Genomic DNA, 19894 nt, shown 5'->3' with positions numbered 1-19894 from the left:
GTTCCGGGGGTTACAGGGCTCCGGTGACGTGGTTCATGGCGGCGTAGATGATGAAGAGCACGAATCCCAGGGCCATGAGGGAGCTGGGGAGGGCCATGCGTTCGGTGGCCGCAGTGGCTGCTGCTTCGGCCTCGGCTGAGGTTCGGGCGCGCAGCGCGGTGGCTTTCGCGGCCAGGGAGGCGCGGATGCGGGCGCCTTCCGTGCCGGCCAGGGAGAGGGCGGCGGCGAGTTCCGAGAGTTCCGTGATGTGGAGTTCGCGGCCGAGTTGAGCGAGGGCGTCCCATGGTGAGGTGCGGGTGAGTTCGGCTGTTTCCAGGGTCCGCTCGAGGTGCTGGAAGGCCCAGCCGTCGCCCGCCTGGGCAGCGTCGTGGAGGGCACCGGTGACGCCGGAGCCGCCGGCCAGCAGGATGTGGACTAGGTCGAGGTAGGCGCCGAGCGCGTGGCGGAACGCGGCCCGGCGTCGGGCGGCCTCGTTGCGTAGGGAGATGTCGGGCAGCAGAAACCCCGCCACACACAGGCCTAGGGCGACGCCGGTGGGGATGGCCCAGCCGCCTGTCGCGCCGGCCGAGGCGAGCAGCGCCTGCACCGTCACGGGAAGCAGGAGGCCGGAGACGGCCATGGCTGCCTTCTCCGCCAAGACCGTCGACGCGGACTGGCCGGTGATGGTCAGGTCGCGGAGCATGCCCGCGGTGGGCAGCCCAGCGGCGCGCAGGATCGGAGCGAACGGCCGGCCCAGGTGCTGTGCCCACCCCACCCTCCTGTCACCGGCGACTTCGTCCACCGGCGTGGGGGCGGGTGGCGTGGAGGCGGCGCGTACGGTGGCCACCAGGGTGGCCAGGGGCGGGCGGGACGGGATCAACCAGACCAGGAGGGCCCACAGCCCCACGCCGATGCCGGCCGCCAGCGCCACAAGGAGGTTCACCATCAACCTGCCTCCGGACGTTCTGGTCGCGTGGTGAGGAAGCGTTCGGGCTCCTCCACCCGGGCCAGGCGCATCAGCCACACAAAGGCGGCCGCGAAGATTCCAGCGATGGCCAGAAGTGCTATTTGGCCGGCTGTGTCGTCGTAGGGGGTGAGGAACGGGCGATTGAACAGCACCAGCGAGGAGATGAACACGGCGGTCGTACCGGTCACGATCCGCACGGTGGTACGGATCGTCGCACGTGCGGTCTCGATGCGGCGCCGCATCTCCACTCGGCCCCGCGCGGTGCCCGCCAGCGCCCCTAGGAGCGAGCCGAGTTGGCGAGCCGGCCGCTGGGAGGACAAGGTCAGGGCGATGATGACCAGGTCCGCGGTCACGTCGGCAAGGTCGGCCGCCAACTCCCCCAGCGCGACGTCGAGGTCCTGGCCGTCGTCGAGGCGATCGGCCAGTGCACGGACGTGCTGGCGAATCGCGGCCGGGGCGGTGTCGGCGGTGGCGGTGATGGTCTGCTCGAGCCCGGCGCCGGCAGACAGGGTGTCGCGCAGCATCTCCGTCCAGCCGGCGATCGCGTCGACCTGTTCGATCCGCCGTTCACTTTCCGAGCTTGAGTCCAGTATGTGTGGAAGGCTCCATACCCCGGCTCCGGCCAGCAGCGCAGCGATCGGCCAGCCGGTGAGCGCCGCGCCGGCCGCGCCGGAGACCAAGGCTGCCAGTAGCCAACGCCCGGCGTGCTCCCTCCTGGTGTGGGCTCGCACCGGCCACCACCGTCGGAAGGTTGCTGACCGGCTGTCAGCCTCGCGGCTTCGGGCACCGGGACCTGCCAGTATCCATATGCCGATTCCGATGCCGAGGCCGCACAGGCCCAGCAGCGCGGCTGGTGTCATGCCCGCCGCCGTTCCATCAGCCCCGGTGACCAGCCGGCTGCCCGCAGTTCTTCCATGGTCTCGGTGCGCATCGGAACGCCCGGCTGCGCCCGCCGGTCCGGGCCGGGGCGGTAGATCTCGTTGGAGACCACCTGGGTGCCGTCAGCGCCGACGACTTCGCGGACGGAGGAGACGACACGCTGGTGCTCCGCACCGCGGGCCCGGTCGAGGTGGACCACGAAGTGGATCGCCGAGGCGCTCAACAGGTTGGTCGCTTCCATCGGCAGGCGCTCCGCCGACTGTGCGGCGTAGGCAGCGATCTTGGTGAAGGCTCCCTGGCTGCTGCTGGCGTGCAGCGTGCCCATGGAGCCGTCGTTGCCCTGGCTCATGGCGTTGAGCATCGGCACGATCTCGCCGCCGCGGACTTCGCCGACGATGACCCGGTCGGGGCTCATTCGCAGGGCCCAGCGCACCAGTTCCGCCATGGAGATCTCGCCCTCGCCCTCGATGTTGGGCTCGCGGGCCTGCAGCGCCACGGCGTTGGGGTGGGCCTGGCGGTCGTTCGCTAGGCCGAGTTCGAAGGTGTCCTCTATCGTGATCAGCCGCTCACGCGCGGGAATCTCGGCGGCCAGGGCACGCAGAAGCGTTGTCTTGCCCATCACCGTGCCTCCGGTGATCAGGATGTTCTTCCGAGCCCTCACCAGGACGGCTAGGAACGCTTCGAGCCGTTCATCGATCGTGCCAAGTTGACGAAGCCGAGTGAGCGTCACCCGGCGGTATCGGTGGCGGCGGATGGTCAGTGAGGGCCGGGTGCTGACCGCGATCACGGCGAACGCGCGCTCGCCACCGGCTAGTTGGAAGCCAACTCCCGGGCTGCCCCGGTCCAACCTCCGCTCCTCGACGCCGCTACGGGCGGCCATGTCGCGGACCAGACGGACCAAGTCCTCATCCGAGGCGGCCACGGGCTGAACCTGTAGGCGGCGGCCGTCGGCGTGTCGGACGAAGACGTGATCATGGCCGTTGACGTGGATGTCCTCCACGCTCGGGTCATTCAGCAGCGGCTCAAGTCCTCCCGCGCCGAAGAACTCGTTCATGATCTGCCGGATGGCCGCCGCTTCGACGTCCTCGGTCACCACACGCTGTCCACGGGCGAGTAGTTCGCCGGCGTACTCCTCGGCTGCGTCTTCTAGGAACTCCTCGGCCTGCCGCCGCCGATCCTCAATACTCGGCGCTGAACGTCCGGACCGCTCGTCCGCCCGCATCCTCTCGGACAGCCGAGCAGCCAGCCGCACACGCAGGTGTCGTCTCAGCCCCTCGCCTGTGTCGACCAGCGGAACGCCTGCGCCGGCCATGCTGGCGGCGTCCGGCAGGTGGACTCCGGGTTGGCCTGGTGGTGCGGAAGGGGAGGATGGGCGCACGACTCCGTCGGGGGGCAGCATGGCGGGCTTCTGGGGCTGTGCGGAGTGGGGGTCAATGGGTGGGGTCATTGAAGGATCCGATAGGTCGAAGGAACCGTGAACTCGCTGAAGTCGGTTGGTTGTGCGGCCCGCTCGCCGATGTGAGCAGCTGCGCGCGGCGCTTCTGGATGGCCTCGTGGTCCGTGCGTGACCAGCGCGTCGCGCGCCACGCGGGCCGCCAACTGGGCCGCCGCCTGCCCGAGGCGTGAGCGAGCTGGCGCTGTCCGTGGAGCCGGGTGGCCGCTGAACATGGCAGCGCCTGCCGGGTCGTAGGGCAGTCGACCGGCGATCCCAACTCCAAGCTCAGCCGTTCCCAAGGCCTGGGCGATCTCGTCTGTGGGGTATCCCTCGCCGACGAGCAGGAGCCGCGGTCGGGTTGACCAGGCACGTGCCTGGTGCATCGTGGTAGCCAGGTGTGCCAGCGCGTCATCGCCGGTGCCGGCCACGAGGAGCAGGATGTCGGCGGCGCGGATCAGTGGCAGCGTTGGGGATCCGGGCTCGACCCGGCCGCAGTCCGCCAGGACCACGGTGCCGGGGCGCATAGCGGCTCGCTTCAACGCCGTTTCGGCTTGGACGAGTTCGGCCAGGGAGACGCGGGCCTGGTCAGCTCCCGGGGGGCCGGGAACCACGGGTAGCCCTCCGGGTAGCCGTTGGGTGTGGTGCCAGATCAGCCCTGGATCGGTGCCGTACCGGCGGGTGGCGGCGGCCAGGGTGACCAGCCCCGGGTACAGGTCGAGGCGGTAGCGAGCCAGCAGGTCTCCGCCGGCTGGATCGCATTCGATGACGACGGGGTGGCCTGCCGTCGGCCAGGTGGCCGCCAGTGTCACCGCGGTCGTCGTCACCCCGGGCGACCCTTTGAGGCTGCACAGCGCGATCACGGTCATGGCTACTCCCCCGCCACGACGACGAGGCGGATGGCGTCGGCCGGCCAGTCGGCGAGGTCCTCCGCGCGGTTCCGGGGCAGTTGCAGGGACACGACCGTGAGGCGGGCGTCAGCCTCGTACTCAACGGCCGTGACCACCGCTTCCCAAGCTTCCCGGGGCGGCGCGGTTCCGGCGAGCCCGCCATCCCGTGCCGCGACGACCCGCACGGTGTGTCCGGGCTGCAGGTGGGGCGGAAACTGGCCCGTGTTCAACCCCACCGCGGCCACCGCCTCTCCGGTCGGGGGGAGCAGGGCCTCCCCCAGTACCTGGCGGCTGAGTAACGTGCCGGCCGGCAGGCTGTAAGCGAGCAGTTCCCCCTCCACCTCGTCGATCGCCTCAGCGGAGACCACCTCGAGGCCGGCGTCGATAGCCACACTGACCTCGCGCACGTCGCTCGCACGAAGCCGTTGGCCCACCGTCACCGGCTCGGCCAGCATCAGTACCGGCACACGCTCTCCCATCTGCAGGGCTGCGATCACGCCGCCGGTCGCGCATCCGACCACCAGCAGCACCCCGACCAGTAGGTGCGGCACTCGTCGGCGACGAGTGATGCCGCGGAGCCGACTGCCCACTGCTGCGTTCGCCGGTGCTCGGGTGTGGAGCTCCCTGAAGGACGTCGTGCTCATGCGCCATGCCTCCTTCGCGTTCGGTCTAGTCGGTGGTCAGGGCTTGGCTTTCGAGCACGCGCACTGACAGGGCGGCCTGTGTGGTCAGCCCGGGAAACGCCCCGGACTCGCCGGCGCCGGACCACATCACGCTCCACCGCACCCGTACGGTGATCACGTACTCGTCCGCCGGCCGCGTGTAGGTGTGGCCGCAGTCCGGCGACGGCCGTGCCGGGTCGCTCCCGGCCTCGTAAGGCGTGCCGGGCCCCTCGCAGACCAGCTCGGTGCCATCGCCCATGGCCCACGACACGGACGTGGGGCTGGCGGTAGCCGTCACCGACACGCCCGGAACCGCGGCCGTCGCCGACACCTCGCCCCACTCCGCCAGCCACAGCCACGTCGGGACTCGCACCAGCTGGTCCGCAGCGGGACTCACGGCGATCTGCGGGGCTGGGAGCCGTAGCTGTTCCCTGGCCCGCTGTGCCACCTGCTCTGGGGACGGCCCTTTCTCCTCGCCATCCGGCGGTGGGGCATCGGCGATCCACACGGGCGGCCGGTACAGGGCGTCACGCACCCCGTCTTCAGTGCAGCGGTAGACGTACCAGGCGCCGTCGCCCTCTCCAGGCCCCGGCGCCGGCTCCGGCGCCGCGGCCACGCCGGGCAACCGCTGGGCACGCAGCAACGTCGCCTGGACAACAGAGGGCCCCTGCGCCAGGCGCCCACTGGTTGACGCCGCGGTCGCCTCCGTCGGCGGTGCGTAGTCGCTGCGTTCGTAGGAGCAGTCCGCCAGGTTCAGGTCGGGATTGGCATGCTCGGCCGGCTCCTCCTCATCCTGCCCGCCACCTGAGCCTCCCGGTCCTCCGGGGGAGGGCGGGGCATCGTCCTCGCCGCTGGGGCGGCGATCGGCCTCGCCGCTCTCGGCTCCCAGCTCACATCCCGGCATAGGGTTCTGCTCGCAGTCGACCGATCCCCATCCGTCGTCGGCAGCCGCCGGCCAGGCGTACAACGCCACGCAGAAAAGGAGGGTGACGACCAGAGCCGAGCGCATCAACATGAGCCCACCGCCTCCACCGCGAACCGGGTCACGCGCCATGCCCCGTCCTGCTGCAGCCGCACCTCCGCGTTGATCGCCCGCCGGCCTCCGGGTTCGTCGTCCACCAGTTCGCCGGTCTCCTCGACGTACTTCAGCCAGTCGGTAGAGTCCCCGCAGTCACTGATCAGCACCGTGGTCGGGTCACCCGGAGGATCCACCGAGTCGACCTCGGGATCGTTCACCGGTTCGCCGAGCGTGACCACGCCGTTGTAGTGATCGGCGTACAGGCTCCGGGAGATGACCGACAGCGCCTCCCCCGTCGCGTACTGCGCCAGCGCAGGCGACCGCCAGTCTGAGGTGGTCCCGGCCTCGACCATCGCGCCCCACATGCCCAGATAGGCGTCGATCGCCGCCTCTCCCACAACGTCAGCCGTTGCCGGGGAACTCGACGACACCTCTACCTCGGGCTGGCCCTCGATCTCACTTCCAGGGGGTCCCCCCTGGTCGTTCGAATCGGACGATGCATCCCCGCTGCAGGATGTCAGCACTACGCTGAGAACCACGGCGCCACCCAACGCACCGATGGGTGGCCTAAGCGGTCGACGGCCGCTCTCTCGTTCGAAGTGGTGTCTTTGCTTCACCCCCACAACTCTTGGCATGCTCCCCCCACCCCACCAGAGTTGACCTGGCGCTTAACAGAGAATCTGAGGAAACACGACGCTGGGCCTCAATTCGGCTCAGTCGAGCAGCACGCCAACCTGTGTCGGGACCGTCGCGAAGCAAGAAGCACCTGCGACGGCTGGGTTGGACCACGGAATACTCGGCCTCCCTAGCGGTCGGTCCGCTCGTGGGTGGTCGTCATGGTGCGGCCTCCGAGGGTCTCGAAGGTCATGTCGGTCTCGGCCGCCGGCGGGTACGGCTCGTGGGCGCAGGTAATCCCAGGCCTCATGAGCCGGTGTGGCCCGCAGCCGCCGCTTCGCATCCAGGGCCGGGAGTTCCAGATCGCCGCCTGGGTGGACACCTGCGTGGCCCGCCACGGACATGGCCCCCGCCCTCGGGACCTCCTGTCCGCGCACTTCACGGAGAACCCGCGGTCCACGTGGACTGACTCCACGATGACTGACGCCTTGCAGCAACTCAGCGCCGAGGGCTGGCTGTTCGTCGACAACAACCGCTGGTTCCGCACGCGCCCCGGCCACACCTACCGTCGACGGGTGGCCCGCCAGAAGGAAGCGCGGCCGGATCGACACCGAAGCCGCGCTTCGGCGCCCGGGCCCGCGGCCGTTCCCAAGGCCGCCGCTCCGCCGGCGACTCCCGCCGCCCCCGTGGCTCAGGAACCGGCGAAGGCGGCACCCGCTTGCTCACCTCGACGCCGTCCCCCGCTCTCCCGGCGCATGGCGAGGTCGTGCGAGAACGTCCGCAGCCTCGCCTCCCCACCGACGAGATGCCTGAAGGACTGTGGCTCATCCCTGGCGCGGAAGTGGTTCTCGGTCCTCGTCGCGTTCGGAGATAGACACCGCCGGCCTGACGCTCGCCTACATGCGGTCCAGGCCGAGCATCCGGTGCACCGCCGCCTTGATGGTGATGCCCTGGTCTGGCGGGCTCGGCGGCTCGGCGTCCTGCCGCGCCTCGAGTACCTCGATGCGCTGGCCGGGCTGGGCGTTGGCGATGATGCGGTCTCGTTCCCGTTCGGTGGCCGCGAAGAGGATGAGCCCGGCGAGCCGTTCGCGGACGGCTGGGATCCGGCCGGCGACGGGGCAGATGACCGCGCACGGGGCGTCGCCCAGGTAGACGGGCACGCCCATGGCGAACTCGGGGGTGCCGTGCTCGGCGACCCGCGGGTATCGGCCCATGTGCTGGTAGATGTACTCGACCGCCGGCCTGGTGAGGGCCTTCTGCCGCTGGAGGAGGGCTTCGATGGCGGCCTGGTGGTCGCGGGCGTCGGTCGCCTGCCGGCGGTGGCGGGCCAGGAGGCGATCCACGGCCTGTTCGCGTCGGGCTTGGGCCTGGACCTGTTCCTCCTCGAGCTCGAAGTACCGGCGGGTGATCCACCGCCACTGCTCTTCGTCTTCCTCGGTGCGGAGTTGATGGGGGCGGGTCGCGTCGGTGCAGATGGCTCGGACGAACCGGTCGAGGGGAAAAGGATCGACGGTCTGCCAAGTGCCGTGGCCGCCGCAGGGCAGCGGCCCGTCGACGCCACCGGCGCACGACTCACACTGGCACCCGCCGCAGCTGCCGCGGTCCTCGCACCACTCGGGGACGAAGCGGGCTGGGCCGGCGGTCACCTGGACGGGGCCGTCATCCTCGGGCCGGGCTATCTGGGCGGCGGGCACGTCGCCGAGCCAGGGGATGGTCTTGCGGTCGGTGAACCAGCACACCTCGATGCCGTCCGCGCGGTAGCGGGCGGTGCGCGCCGTGATGTCCGCGACGGAAATCGACGCCATCTGCGCTTCGAGGGCGACGCGGCGGGCGCCGTCCGGGGAGGTGGCCAGCACATCGGCGCGCCAGGCCCCGTCCGCAGCGGGGACCTCGTACTCGGCGGTCCAGCCGGCGGCGCGGGCGTGGTGGGCGAGGTCGAGCTTGAGCAGGTGATGTTGGAGGCCTTCGCCGTCGGTCTTGGTCGCGCAGTGGGGTGCCTTGTTGGCGTGCCGTAGGAACCACAGGTCGTAGGCGGCATGGGTCTTGTGGACGAGGTGGAGCTGCCACCCGCACTCGTAGCAGGTCAGGGGCGCTGGTGGTTTCGTCTTGTGGATGCTGGCGCGGTCCTGGTCGCAGCCGAGGTCGGGGCGGGTGACGTCGATGCGGCCCCAGGCGTCGTGGACTCCGACGAAGACCATCGGTGCGGTTCTCCTCTTCGAGACGGGATTCGGGTGCCCGGGTCCGTCCACGGCCGGGCTGGTCGGGGCCGTCGGACGGGTTACCGGACCTGTACGCGGCGGACCCGTGAGGGGTGACTGCCCGGCACGGTGCAGGGCTCGCCCGCCCCAGCTTTGCAGGTAGGGCAGGGGATTTGGGAGGCGCGCCGGGCCAGGTCCGCCGTCGTGGTTCCGCCTCGTGGTGCTGTCGCCTTGGCCGCTTTCCGATTCTGTTGCCGGACGATCGGCAGGAGCCGTTCGTCGTGGCCGCCGAACCTCCGCAGCGGCTGTCCGCCAGGAACTTTGTCGTAGCACTCCTGGCCAGGCAGCGCCTTGCACGTCGGGCAGCGCCGGGGAAGCCACTTCTTGCGGGCGACCTGGTCCTGAAGAAGACCAAGTTCGCCGGCGGCTTTGACACGGGCCCGGGCCGCTTGGACCTGATCTTTCTCGGCCCTGGACAGCGGTAGATCGGCAGACATCGCGGTGATCACTCGTAGCAGCGCCCGGGCATCGCCGAAGCGTTCCTGGCTCAGGGCGAGTTCGACATCGGCCAGGTGCCTCCGCCGTCGAGCCGGAGCGTGCTTTGCCCCGGATCGGTCTTTCTCGCGCGCCCGCGCTGTCGCCTCGGTGTCCGTCTTCCTGATGATCCCCCCGTCCTGTTCCGCCAGCCACCGCTCGGCCGCGTCGCGTGCCTCCCGCACTGCGGGCGGCGGAGGCGTCCTGCGGCCGAGCAGGCCGTCGCATTCCTTGAGTAGGGCTCGCATACCGAGGACGTCGCGGGAGACACGCGCAGTGGCCATGCGGAGCAGCAGGCGGCGGATCTCTGGAGTGATCCGCGCTGGCTGTTCAGCGGGTTGGGCATGGGGGCGTGTCGGTGGGCGGGCCACGGGCTGGTCGGGCAGGTGTTTCAGCGCCGGGGTGATGAGCCCGGCCGGCCCCAGGGTGCACTCCTCGGGGCCGAACCATTCGGTGCCGCGGCTGGTCTGGGTGCCGATCAGCACGCGGCGGCTGGTTCCGTCGCTTTCACAGCGGATGCGGTGCACGTGGGAAAGGCGCTCAAGGGTCCGCCGGTCGATCGGCACGCCGGCCTCGACGACGACGCGGTGTGCGGCCTGGAGGTTGTCCCAGTCGGGCGGCACGGCCCCGTTCATATGGATGGTCAGCGCGATGTCGTCCCCGAGCCGCAGCTGAACCAGGGAGCCGGCCGGGGCCGCGCCCGGCTCCGAGCAGGCCACCTCGCCGGCCAGGCGGCGGGCGGCCAGCAGTCTCTCGGCCGCGGCCTTCACATACAGGTGGTCGGCGCTGGTCACATCACGGGCCCGGCGGCTACACGGCGCCCGCTTGACGTCGGCCTCGGTGTCGGCGTGGTGCGCGAAGTGACACACGCGATCCACGTACAGCTTCGTCGTCAGCTGCCGGCCGCAGCCGCCCAGCCAGGTCCCGCACCAGAAGGTGTGACCTGCGTACCGCTGGCGGAACGCGTCCAGTTCGATCGCCTCCAGCGGCAGCACCAAGGGCTCCTGGGAGTCCACGGACCCCAACACCGCTGTCTGAATCCGCCGCCGATCCCCGCCCCGTAATCCGCCGCTTCGTGGCACCGCGCCCCCACACCGTCCGCCTCTGCGAGCTCGATGCTCCCACTTCACCCTCCACCGCGACAGACCACGCTGCGGCGGCGTGAGCGCCGTGCCGGCCGTGGCCTTCAGCCGTCGTAGGGGTTGTGTCCGAAGTGGTCGATCTTCCGTTGGTCCTCGCGGCGATCTCTCCATCGGCCTGGATGCAGGATGCGTAGCGGGGCGGCGGGCGGGTTGTTGAGGTAGTCGGCCCAGGGGCAGCCGGCGAGGTGGGGGCACCAGTCGATGTTGTTGTTGCAGTAGCGGCACAGCAGGCCACGAACAAGGCCCGAGAAGTGGTGGTGGTCGACTTCGAGCCCGAGCGCGTTGCCGCAGCCGGCGCACAGCGGGCCGAAGGCGTCGACCAGCTGGGCGCGGATACGTCCCAGCTTCGACTTCGACCCCAGGTAGCGGGGCCAGCGCCCCATGTGGGCGTTGACGGGGCAACGCTCCTGTGGGGCGACGGAGGCCGGGTCGACTTCTTCGTCCTCCAGTCGCACGGTCCAGCGCACCTCGGTGTTCTGGTGGCCCTTCCGGTCGCCGTCGCGGGGTGCGGTCAGCCGGTATCTGGTCCCGTCGGTCCACCAGTGGACCCACCGGTGGTGGGGCACGTCCTCGCGGTCGTCGTCGAGGCGATAGTCGGTGAACGGGCCGGCGTCGCCGCACAGCAGCGTCCGGCCGAGCCGAAGGTGGTAGCGGCCGTCGTTTCCGCCGACCGCCAGGGCGTCGCTCCAGTCGCCGCGGCTGAGGAAGTCCGGTACCCGGCAGGCCGGCCGCCGACTGTCGAGGCGGACGTGCTCGTCGAGGTCGTCGTAGTCGTACAGCCAGGCCCATCGCCACAGCATGACCTCCCGACGATGCTCGGGCAGCTCCTCGAGGGAGCCAGCCGGCACCGGCTCTCCCGCGGTGCCTGTGGTCATCCTTCTCCCTCCCGCAGCAGCCGCTGCCGCTGCTACAGCTGGTTGCTGGCGGCCACCTCGGTGTTCAGGCCGTACCTCGGTTGGCCTCGAAGCGTCGGAACAACTCCGCGAAGAACTGCTGCAGCATCGCGCGGGCCTCGTCTCGGCGGCGGAGCTCGGCGGTGCCGAAGTGGAAGACCTCGTAGCCCCTGAGCTTGAGGTCACGGTCGGCTCGCATGGTCGCCGCGTACGTGGTGCCGTCCGGTCGGCCGTCGGGAGTGGTGAAGTGCTGGGAGCCGTCCACCTCCAGGACGACCCGCTGGCCGTGGGGAAGCAGCAGCAGGAAGTCCATGCGCTGCCTCAGCAGGGCATCGGCGCCACGCTGCTCGACGGTCTTCGGGTCCCAGTGCAGCCACACCTCGGGCAGCAGCACCGGCAGGTTCGGCACGGCCGAGCCGTGGATCTCGTGGTACAGCTCATACAGGTTCCGCTGCTCCGTTGAGTTTGCCGGCAGGCACTGGCGGAGCCTGGCGTAGAGCGAGGTCTTGGCTTCGTCCTCGCCGGCAAGGTGGTGGGTGTCGCGCCACCAGTCCTGCAGGTCTCGCCACCGAAGGCCGCCGGCCGGGATCGGGCGGTCGTAGATCAGGACCTTGTCCGCGTTCTTCACGATCTCGATGTCGTTGTCGAGGGCACCGCTGAGGCGGAGGTCCGGCTTGGCCAGCGAGGCGAAGACCAGGTTCTTCGGCCTGCGCGTGCGCGCCAGGCCGCTGGCGACCACCTGGAACACCGGGTAGCCGCCGTCTTCCCCGGTCTCCCGCAACTCGACCCCAGCAGCCCGCAGATGCTGGTTGATGGCGTCAACGAGGTACCGTTGCCCCGGCTCGTCAGGGATGACGTCCGGTGAGACCAGACCTTCGAGGAACCGTGCGAACCGCGCGTCGCCCGCCTCGAACGCCCCGAGGTTCTCGAACAGTTCCTCGGTGCTCCAGTCGCCGGGATTCCTGAACACGTGCCGGTCGATCTCTCGTCGGAGGCCTTTCGGGGCTGCCCCGAGCAGATCAGCGAACGAGAGCGGGTCATCCAGCACCCACAGCTGGTCGAGGAGATCCCGAAGGCGGCCGGCGCTGTGCACCAGGTCCTGGACATCAAGGGCGCGGGCGATTTCCCGGCGAGCCTTCTTGGGTATCGCCACGGCGCCGCGCAGTGCCCACAGTGCGTCCTGGACGGCGTTGCGGGTCGTCGCGTCGAGCCGCTCGTGGAGGAGGACGCGCTCGGCGACCGTCGGCAGGTCAGCATCCGCCAGCGCGTCAAGGCTGGATCGGACGCGTTCCCGTTTCGAGCCCTCTTCGTGTGGGATGGGGGTCGGCAGTCCCAGGCGCTCGCAGGCGTCCGCGAGAGTCGAGTGAGTGGTGCGGTCACCCAAGTCCCCGAGCACGCCGACCACGAGCTCCCGCAACGCCATCAGGTCACTGTCACCAGTCACCGGCCGATAGTGGCAGACGTCTCTGACAACGCGTCGGGTTGCCCGACGTCCGAGGTGGGCGGGCTGACTGCCACGGCGTCGTGGTGGGGTGCTGCGCGCGGCGGTGGCCGCCGGTAGCCTCCCCAGACAGCGGACAGGGGAGGGTCGTTGAGGGCGATGGTGGAGTTCGGCGTCGACGGGTGGGGGCGCTGAGTGCCGGCGACTGCGTGGGACACCGCCAGCCGGCGGGTGATCTGGCTGGGCGAGGGGGCCTCCGGCCTTCCCGCCGGTCTGGCGGATGGGCGGTACGAGTGCCGCGCTTGCGGCGGGAAGCTGATCCTCAAGGGCGTCGGGCCGGGCAAGAAGGTCTCGCCGTACTTCTCCCACCAGGGCGGCGGATCGTGCGCGGCGCCGGCCGAGGAGACGCGGATCGACGCCGAGACCGAGGTGGTCATCCAACTCCGGGACACCATCCGCGCGATCCCCGGCGTGACCGCGACGACCGAGGTCCCCGACGACTTGCCGGGCAGCACGGGGCAGCTGCCGCCGGTGATCATTGCTCAGTGCGACGACGTGACGGTGGCCATCGAACGGCCCGGCATGGTGTTGCCCGAGCCGGAGGTGCTCGCTCGGCGGGTGCGGGCGGTGCGGGGGCGGCATCCCGGCGCGGTGCACGTGTGGTTCCTCCGGCGGGATCCGGCCCAGTTCGGGCCGGCCGGGGTGCTCGAGGTGTTCTACGGCGGGAAGACCCGCGTGCACCAGACGGTCGCGCCGTCCGAGCAGCAGGAGGCCATCGTCGCCGCCGGCGGTCACGTCTTCTGGCTCAACGGGAAGCAGGTGCTCATCCCCTACGGCGTCCACGACTTCACCCACACGCCGCGGCCCGAGCAGGACTGGACGAACTGGCCCGACTGGAAGCGGGACCCACGGCAGGACTGGCGGATCAGCAAGCCGCGGCCGGCTGCGGGCGCCAGCCGCTGGGGCCTGGTGCCCATCGCGCTCGCCACCATGACCCGCACCCGGACGTTCTTCCGCCCTCAGCAGGCCTACCAGGTGATGGACGAGCTCTACCGCAGCCAGGCCGGCCGGCACGCGTGGCGCCACCGCCACGCCCGAGAGATCTACCAGCAGCGCAACACGCCACCCCAGCCGACGCCCCCGGTCGTCTCCATGGACGCGCCACGCACGGGTCAGGGCCAGGCCCAGGCGGCCGGGGAGCGGACCGCACCGCCGTCCCCCGAGCCTGCCGCGGCGCCGCCCGCGCCGGCGCCGCCGGCGAGCAAGTCGCCGGGGCCGGGCCCCGTCCCACCGCCACCGGCCTATCCACCGCGGCCGGTGTCAGTGGCGCCGGCGCGGCGCCCATGGTGGCGGCGTATGCTCCCCTCCGGACGGCGGCGGTCGAACCGATAGGTATGCCGCCCGGGGCCCGGGCTCAGCTCGGGTCAGGCCCCGGCCAGGCGACGCCTACCGCAGGTCCGCCAGGAGCGGTTCCGTCGGCGGCGGCGTAGATGTCGTCTTGCTGTTCCCGGATGTCTCGGGCGAGGTCGACGAGGGCGGCCGGCGTGGCGACGTCTCGCGGAGCCGTCAGCCGTCAGTCGCGTCGCCTGCCTGGGCTTGCCAGTGGGCGAGGCTGCGGCGAGTGCTCTGCGTGATGGAGTGGTCGGGACCGTGTATCCGGAGTTCGTCTTTCAGGATCTCCGCGTACGTCGCCGCGGCCCCGACGGCGTCTCCCGCTCGGCCTTGCGCTCTGGCAAGTAGAGCCCGGGTGGCGAGAGCGTTGGGGTGATTGGGGCCTAGACCGTCCACCAGTTCGGTAAGGGCGGCTACCGCGCTGGTGGCGTCGCCTGTCTCTCCCTGCCACCAGGCAAGGTTGGCTCGGGCGATGAGCGTGTGGGCGTGGTCTGAGCCCAGCGCCCGAGCCATGTCGATTACCAGTTGATCAAACTCCGCTACCGCGGTGGCAGTGTCGCCCGACTCCCCCCGCCCCCAGGCAAGGTTGTTCCGGGCGGCAAGCGTTTTGGCATGGTCGGGACCGAAGATGCGGACTGCACTTTCCACAACCTCGCTGAGTGTGGATACGGCGCCGGCCAGGTCTCCAGCCGTTGCCCGCAGAAAGGCGTAGTCGTGCCGAGTAGCAAAGGCATCGGGGTGGTCAGGGCCGAGAATTTTGACCGCTCGGTCCAGTACCTCGGCCAGCTCGGCTGCCGCGCTGGCGGCATCCCCTACGAAGCTCTGGGACCGGGCCAGGTAGCGCTGGACCGTGAGGGTGCGGGGGTGGTCGCGACCGAGGTACTCGGCTGTGACGGTGGTGAGGTGGAGGAAGTGCTCGCGCGCAACGGTGATTTCGCTGCCTCTGCCGAGACTTCGGCCAGCATGAGTAACCACCTCGTGCACGTCGGGCCTGTAGAGAGCATCTCTGGCAACGTCGGCTAGGGCAGTGGTGTTGGCGAACCATGCTTGGTCGATGCTGGCATCGGGCCAGGCGTCGAGGACAGCGTCGGCAGCAGTGCGGGCGATGTGGTGATGCTGCTCGGTCGTGAGGGTGTCGCGGACAGCGCGTTGGACGAGCTGGTGCACACGCACCGCTTCGTGGGGCGTTTCTGGGCTGTGCTGGACGAGGCTGAGGCGGTGCAGCGCTCGTATCGCCAGCACAGCCTGCTCGATGGTGACCTCGCCACCACTCTGCTCTCCATGCCGTGAAAGGTGGGTGAGGGCCGGCGGCGACGTGAGGACGACCTCGGGGATGCCGCTGGGGGCCAGGAACGCCGCGAGTTGAAGGAGGAGTCGGGCCAAGCCTCGTGGGCGGAGAGTGTTGGCGTGGTCGATGGAGATGTCCCAGGCAGCGGCGCTGGCATGGGTTTGTCCGTCGGGCAGGACGTCGGGGGCGGCGTCGGCGAGGGCCCGGGTGTGGTCGGCCAGCATGGCGCGGTAGGTGGCGGTGTCGAGGCCGGTGTCGACAAGGTAGGCCACGGCCTGAGACAGCGCCAGCGGGAGATGTCCGAGGGCGGCTGCGAGCGCGGCGAGTTGCTCGAGGGGCTCGGTGCGGTCGTGGGCCGCGAGGGCGTTGGTGAGGTAGGTCAGGGACTGAGTCGGGGTGAACAAGTCGACCTCGATGACGCGTCGACCGCCCCCGGTGAGGGCGGCGTCCTTGCGGCGGGTGGTGACCACCGTCCGACCGTAGGGGTTGGCCGGTGGCCACCAACCCCGCAGGTCGGCGGGGTCCCCGACGTCGTCCAGCACCACCAGCCACCGACACGGACGCTCCTGCTGCCGGGCCGGCTTCGGCTCGAGCCAGGCCAGGAACGCCAGCGCCGCCCCTTCCGGATCGGACGGGTCCACGCCCAGCACTTCCACCCCGGCCTGAGCGAATCCAGCGACGACCGTGGCGGTGCTGCCGGCGGTGACCCACACCAGGACATCGAGCTCGCCGTTCCCCATCGCGGTGCGGGCATAGTGCGCGGCGAGCTGCGACTTCCCGACCCCGCCCATCCCGCTCAGCACCCCGCCAGCGGCGGGTGTCGGCCCTGCAGACTCGATGACGGCGGTCCCACCACCGGAAAGGACCTGCCGAAGCCGGGCGATCTCGTGGCGCTCTTGGAGGCACTCCGCCTGCGGCGGGAGCGTTCCGACCTGGTGCGGCCATGCCGCGGGCTGACGCGGCGCGGCATGGTGGTGCTGGTGGAGCTGTCCGACTGCCCCGGCCGCAACGCCGCCGGCGGCCGCGGCGATTACCTGGCTGACGGCCGCACTGTTGATCGGGACCGCGGCACAGGTGGCTTCGGGGCCAGTTTTCTCGTCCGAGGATAGGGGCGGTGAGCCGCCGGATTCCGTCAGCCCTGCGACGGATCCGGCCCTGGAGGGTTTCCCGGCGCGGGGCCGAGGGTGACATCGCCCATTCGCAGGGCCGCTGCCGAGCCGCTCTCCGCCATGATGTGCACGTCGCCGGCGATAGCCTGTCCGTCACCCGACGCCGACGCCCCGCCGCCAGCTCTGGGCTGCAGCTGGCGCAGCATCCGCTCCAGTTCACTGGCGAAGGCCGGGTCGCGCTCCACGGCCTCCTCCAGGGAGTCGGTCAACCGCCGCCGGGTACGCTCCGACGGCTCGCCGAGCCCTGCTTCGGCCTCCTCCACGGCCCGTTCCAGCGCCGGGTCCGTGCCGAGCTTGCCGGTGACCAGCTCGCCCAGCCGGTCCACGCCGGCGTCCAGGGCCTCCTCAACGCGCGCTTCGGCGCGCCCCGCCACCCTGTTCATCAGCCATGCGAACACGTACCCGACCGCGACTTCCACACCCACGAGCAGCTCCTCCCCCGGCCAGGCTGACAGCACCGACCATCACCGTCCGACCTCGCGCCCACGATAGACGCGGCGCGCCCGGTCGTCCTGCCTCTCTACCCAGCCATTCCCCCCGCAGCCTGGCGCTCTCCGTCCGTTTCATTCCGGCGGCCATGCTGCAGCCGGTCAACGGGCGGGAGGCGGCGCGGCCAGCAGCTTGAGCCACCAGCAGTGCTACCGAACAACACAGATGTCCGGCAGTACGGACCAGTCCAAGCCTTCCCTGGCGAGGATCTGGCGAGCCACCCCGCGGGCCTGGCTCCACCCTTCGTCGCTACGCAGAGCCGCAGTCGTCCACCGGTCCGAGGACCCGTCGCGCGTCATTTCAGCGAAGGACGAGTCGATCAACCGCAGCTGGGGCAGTGTGGCCGGGCTGAGGACACCCTCCTCTACCAGGCGCTCAGCCATGCGGAATGCGTCGTCGAAGTTGAGTGCGATCTCATCCACAACGACGCCGTGCTTCTCCAACCATGCCACCTGAGCAGGCGCATCAGCCGCGACCACGGTCAGAGCATCCATCAGGAAACGGCGACGTGACGCGGGACCAGAAGTCTCCATGTCCCGATCGTCCCATGCCCAGCACGGTGAATACGGCTGCACCCAGCAGCGTGAGTGACGGGTTGGAGCGCTCGTTGCGCGGCCGTGCTGATCACGGCCTCAGCCCGCCGCCCCCGTCTGCGGGGGACCGCACCACCGTCCCGGGCGCCCGCGCTGCTCCGCCCGTGTCTTCGGCCAGTGAGTGGTCCAGGCCGGGCCTCATCCCGCCGCCACCGCCGGGTCTGGGCGGGTAGGGGCGGCGCGGAGGTGGCACAGACACGCGCCTCGACAGTGATCGCATGTCTCGTGGTCACGGTGCCAGCGTTCGTCGCACGGGGCGCCGCACGGGTTGCCGTCTGTACGCTCACGGGCCATGGACACCGTGTGTGGTGGGTAGAGGCCGGCCCCGCCCGAAAGGTAGTAGCCGTTGTCCGTGGCGAACATGCGCACCATGCTGATCCGCAGGGTGCGCCCCTTGTCCGGGCCTTCGAGGACAGTCACCCAATCTCCAGCCTGATGCACAGCACTCCTCCCCCTGCCGCCGATAGCCCGAGGCCGACACCCGAGGCCTCGGCCTGGAGTGTACGGAGTAGCTTCTCCATCGCGCTGGAGAAGCTGGGCGACGCGGTCGACAGCGCTGGGCAGGGCCGCAGTCAAGCTCCGGCCCGACGCAGCTGGATCCACTGCCATGGCGAGCACACCAAGGTGCTGCCGGGATCCGGAGTGGTTGGCGGAGCGTTGTTTCTCGACGGGCTTCGCTGATGGGTCACCACTCAGGGGCGGGAAACCTCCAACCTTCTCCGGGACGGCTCGGGGGCATGGCGCGGCGGACGACGTTGTGGTCGTTGAGCAGCAGGTAGCCGGCGGCGTGCAAGTGGTGCAGGTGCGTCCAGACCTTGTGCTCGGCAAGGACATGTTTCCCTCCGGCGCAGTTCAGCCGGGGGCAGACCTCGGCATGCGGGCCTTCATCGTCGCCGGCAGCCTCGGCAAACACGGCAATGGGAACACGTCTCGCCCCTGCGGTTGGGTCGTCGCTGTCGGCGACCAGGATGGCGCCTTCCTGGATTTGTTCGTCCAGGTACGTGGCCGCCACGGGGACCCGGCCCTTGTAGATCGGCACGAGTAGGGACCTGACCCGCTCGAACCACAGCCGGGTATCGAACGGCGCGGTCGACGTCAAGATGAACGTGCCGGTCACCGGGTCTGGCATCACCCACTCCCGATATCCCTCATACGGCGGATTGCCGTGGAACAAGGGGTTCATCTCCAGCAGGCGCTTCTCTCGGCGCAGCTTGGCGGCCTTAGCCGCACGCTTGTTCTTCGGGTCCCTGGAGTCCTTCGCCACCGATCGTCCTCTCTTCCGCCGCTGGTTGAGGGCCCGCTGGCTTCCGGCACTCTCGTTCCCGGCTGCGCGCCAGCAGTCTCGGGCGCGCTGTCCTCAAGGGAGCGGCTGTTCGTCGCCCGTCGCCGGCTGGCCGCAGGTTCAACGACGCGACGGACAGCGTCGTATGCGTCTGAGCGGGTGCTCGAGGGCCTGGCCGACACTCGCGCCGTGAGCCGGTCACCGGCGTCCCTCCCATGGTCATGGCAAGGTTCACCATTCCGCGGAACGGACCCGGCATCGCACGGTATGACTGATCACTCGGCCGTGTGATGCGCGGCCCGGTCCCGCGCCCCCGGGCGGCGCACGGCGCTATCAAGAGGCGCGTGATCACATCCCTGCTACGTCTCGCGCTGGCCGCCGCCATGGCTACCGGCACGTTCCTTGCAGCTTCCCCCGTCCAGGCCGCCGCGGCTGAGGTGGAGTTGCCATTGTCGGAAGCCGTCGACACCCTGCCCGTCGCGGCCGAGGACCGCACCGGATACTCCCGAGACCTGTTCAAGCACTGGGTGGACGCCGACCGGGACGGCTGCTCGACTCGCGCCGAGGTTCTCCTGGAAGAAGCCGTCGTGGCTCCTGAGGTCACGGGCCGCTGCTCCATCACCCGTGACACGGGCGAGTGGTACTCGCTGTACGACGGCGTCACCGTCACCAACGCCGGCAGCCTGGACATCGACCACATGGTGCCGCTCGCCGAGGCCTGGGACTCCGGCGCCAGTCAGTGGGACGCCCAGCGGCGCCAGGAGTACGCCAACGACCTCGGGGACCCGCGCGCCCTGATCGCCGTCACCGCAAAGTCCAACCGGTCCAAGAGCGACCAAGACCCGGCCGAGTGGCTGGTGTCCGACGAGGAGGCGGTCTGCGAGTACGTGGCCGGCTGGACCGCGATCAAGCACCGGTGGGGCTTGTCGGCGGACGAGGCCGAGGCAGCCGCCCTGGCCGAGGCCGCGGCCGGGTGTGAGGACGTCACCGTCCGCGTGACCCTCGCTTCGTAAACCTCGCCCCGAACGAGC

Annotated in this window: 17 protein-coding genes; 2 read left to right on the top strand and 15 right to left on the bottom strand. The window is 70.4% G+C overall.

Translation table 11 applies throughout. The features are described 5' to 3' along the window. Window positions 1-10: 10 nt before the first annotated feature. The 11 genes from ACFWI8_RS12245 to ACFWI8_RS12195 form a co-directional block, all read right to left on the bottom strand. Window positions 11-925: a type II secretion system F family protein gene (locus tag ACFWI8_RS12245; RefSeq protein ID WP_387089160.1), complete on the bottom strand. Its 915-nt coding sequence runs from the start codon at window positions 923-925 to the stop codon at window positions 11-13. Continuing rightward, window positions 925-1806, bottom strand: a complete 882-nt coding sequence (locus ACFWI8_RS12240) for a type II secretion system F family protein (RefSeq protein ID WP_387089157.1) — start codon at window positions 1804-1806, stop codon at window positions 925-927. Before ACFWI8_RS12240 ends, ACFWI8_RS12245 begins: the two co-directional genes overlap by 1 nt. Continuing rightward, a complete protein-coding gene (locus ACFWI8_RS12235; protein WP_387089154.1) occupies window positions 1803-2918 on the bottom strand; it encodes a CpaF family protein in 1116 nt (371 codons plus the stop codon). Before ACFWI8_RS12235 ends, ACFWI8_RS12240 begins: the two co-directional genes overlap by 4 nt. A gap of 350 nt (window positions 2919-3268) precedes the next feature. Next, a complete protein-coding gene (locus ACFWI8_RS12230) occupies window positions 3269-4126 on the bottom strand; it encodes a MinD/ParA family protein (RefSeq protein WP_387089151.1) in 858 nt (285 codons plus the stop codon). A 2-nt stretch (window positions 4127-4128) separates the two neighbouring features. Then, window positions 4129-4791, bottom strand: coding sequence for a hypothetical protein (locus ACFWI8_RS12225; RefSeq protein WP_387089148.1), 663 nt, complete (start codon window positions 4789-4791; stop codon window positions 4129-4131). A gap of 25 nt (window positions 4792-4816) precedes the next feature. Then, a complete protein-coding gene (locus ACFWI8_RS12220; RefSeq protein WP_387089145.1) occupies window positions 4817-5824 on the bottom strand; it encodes a hypothetical protein in 1008 nt (335 codons plus the stop codon). Next, window positions 5818-6258 (bottom strand): hypothetical protein, encoded by a 441-nt coding sequence (locus tag ACFWI8_RS12215; RefSeq protein ID WP_387089142.1) that lies wholly within the window; start codon window positions 6256-6258, stop codon window positions 5818-5820. Before ACFWI8_RS12215 ends, ACFWI8_RS12220 begins: the two co-directional genes overlap by 7 nt. Before the next feature lie 1080 nt (window positions 6259-7338). Beyond that, complete coding sequence (locus ACFWI8_RS12210; RefSeq protein ID WP_387089139.1) at window positions 7339-8640, bottom strand: competence protein CoiA family protein; 1302 nt, start codon at window positions 8638-8640, stop codon at window positions 7339-7341. A gap of 80 nt (window positions 8641-8720) precedes the next feature. Continuing rightward, window positions 8721-10169, bottom strand: coding sequence for a hypothetical protein (locus ACFWI8_RS12205; RefSeq protein ID WP_387089136.1), 1449 nt, complete (start codon window positions 10167-10169; stop codon window positions 8721-8723). Window positions 10170-10360: 191 nt separating this feature from the next. Beyond that, window positions 10361-11191, bottom strand: coding sequence for an endonuclease domain-containing protein (locus ACFWI8_RS12200; RefSeq protein ID WP_387089133.1), 831 nt, complete (start codon window positions 11189-11191; stop codon window positions 10361-10363). 64 nt (window positions 11192-11255) lie between these two features. Beyond that, entirely contained in the window at window positions 11256-12653 is a 1398-nt protein-coding gene (locus ACFWI8_RS12195; RefSeq protein WP_387089131.1) for a hypothetical protein, read from the bottom strand. A 192-nt stretch (window positions 12654-12845) separates the two neighbouring features. On the opposite strand from ACFWI8_RS12195, the gene ACFWI8_RS12190 reads away from it, so the two are divergent. After that, window positions 12846-14042 carry a hypothetical protein gene (locus ACFWI8_RS12190; protein ID WP_387089128.1) on the top strand — a complete coding sequence of 399 codons (1197 nt, stop codon included), beginning with the start codon at window positions 12846-12848 and terminating at the stop codon, window positions 14040-14042. A 174-nt stretch (window positions 14043-14216) separates the two neighbouring features. On the opposite strand, the gene ACFWI8_RS12185 is transcribed toward ACFWI8_RS12190, so the two are convergent. The 4 genes from ACFWI8_RS12185 to ACFWI8_RS12170 all read right to left on the bottom strand — a co-directional run bounded on the left by ACFWI8_RS12185 (window position 14217) and on the right by ACFWI8_RS12170 (window position 18845). Beyond that, complete coding sequence (locus ACFWI8_RS12185) at window positions 14217-16133, bottom strand: tetratricopeptide repeat protein (protein WP_387089126.1); 1917 nt, start codon at window positions 16131-16133, stop codon at window positions 14217-14219. Window positions 16134-16462: 329 nt separating this feature from the next. Continuing rightward, window positions 16463-16924: a hypothetical protein gene (locus tag ACFWI8_RS12180; protein WP_387089123.1), complete on the bottom strand. Its 462-nt coding sequence runs from the start codon at window positions 16922-16924 to the stop codon at window positions 16463-16465. Window positions 16925-17137: 213 nt separating this feature from the next. Beyond that, complete coding sequence (locus tag ACFWI8_RS12175; RefSeq protein WP_387089121.1) at window positions 17138-17521, bottom strand: hypothetical protein; 384 nt, start codon at window positions 17519-17521, stop codon at window positions 17138-17140. A 745-nt stretch (window positions 17522-18266) separates the two neighbouring features. Next, window positions 18267-18845, bottom strand: coding sequence for a hypothetical protein (locus ACFWI8_RS12170; RefSeq protein ID WP_387089118.1), 579 nt, complete (start codon window positions 18843-18845; stop codon window positions 18267-18269). 362 nt (window positions 18846-19207) lie between these two features. Here ACFWI8_RS12170 and ACFWI8_RS12165 point away from each other — a divergent pair, with 362 nt between their 5' ends. Next, window positions 19208-19876 carry an HNH endonuclease family protein gene (locus ACFWI8_RS12165; RefSeq protein WP_387089115.1) on the top strand — a complete coding sequence of 223 codons (669 nt, stop codon included), beginning with the start codon at window positions 19208-19210 and terminating at the stop codon, window positions 19874-19876. Window positions 19877-19894: the final 18 nt, after the last annotated feature.

It is taken from the genome of Streptomyces sp. NPDC127098 (assembly GCF_042722465.1).
GTDB classification, from domain to species: Bacteria; Actinomycetota; Actinomycetes; order Streptomycetales; family Streptomycetaceae; genus Streptomyces; species Streptomyces millisiae.
This window is presented reverse-complemented; position numbering and strand designations above follow the sequence as displayed.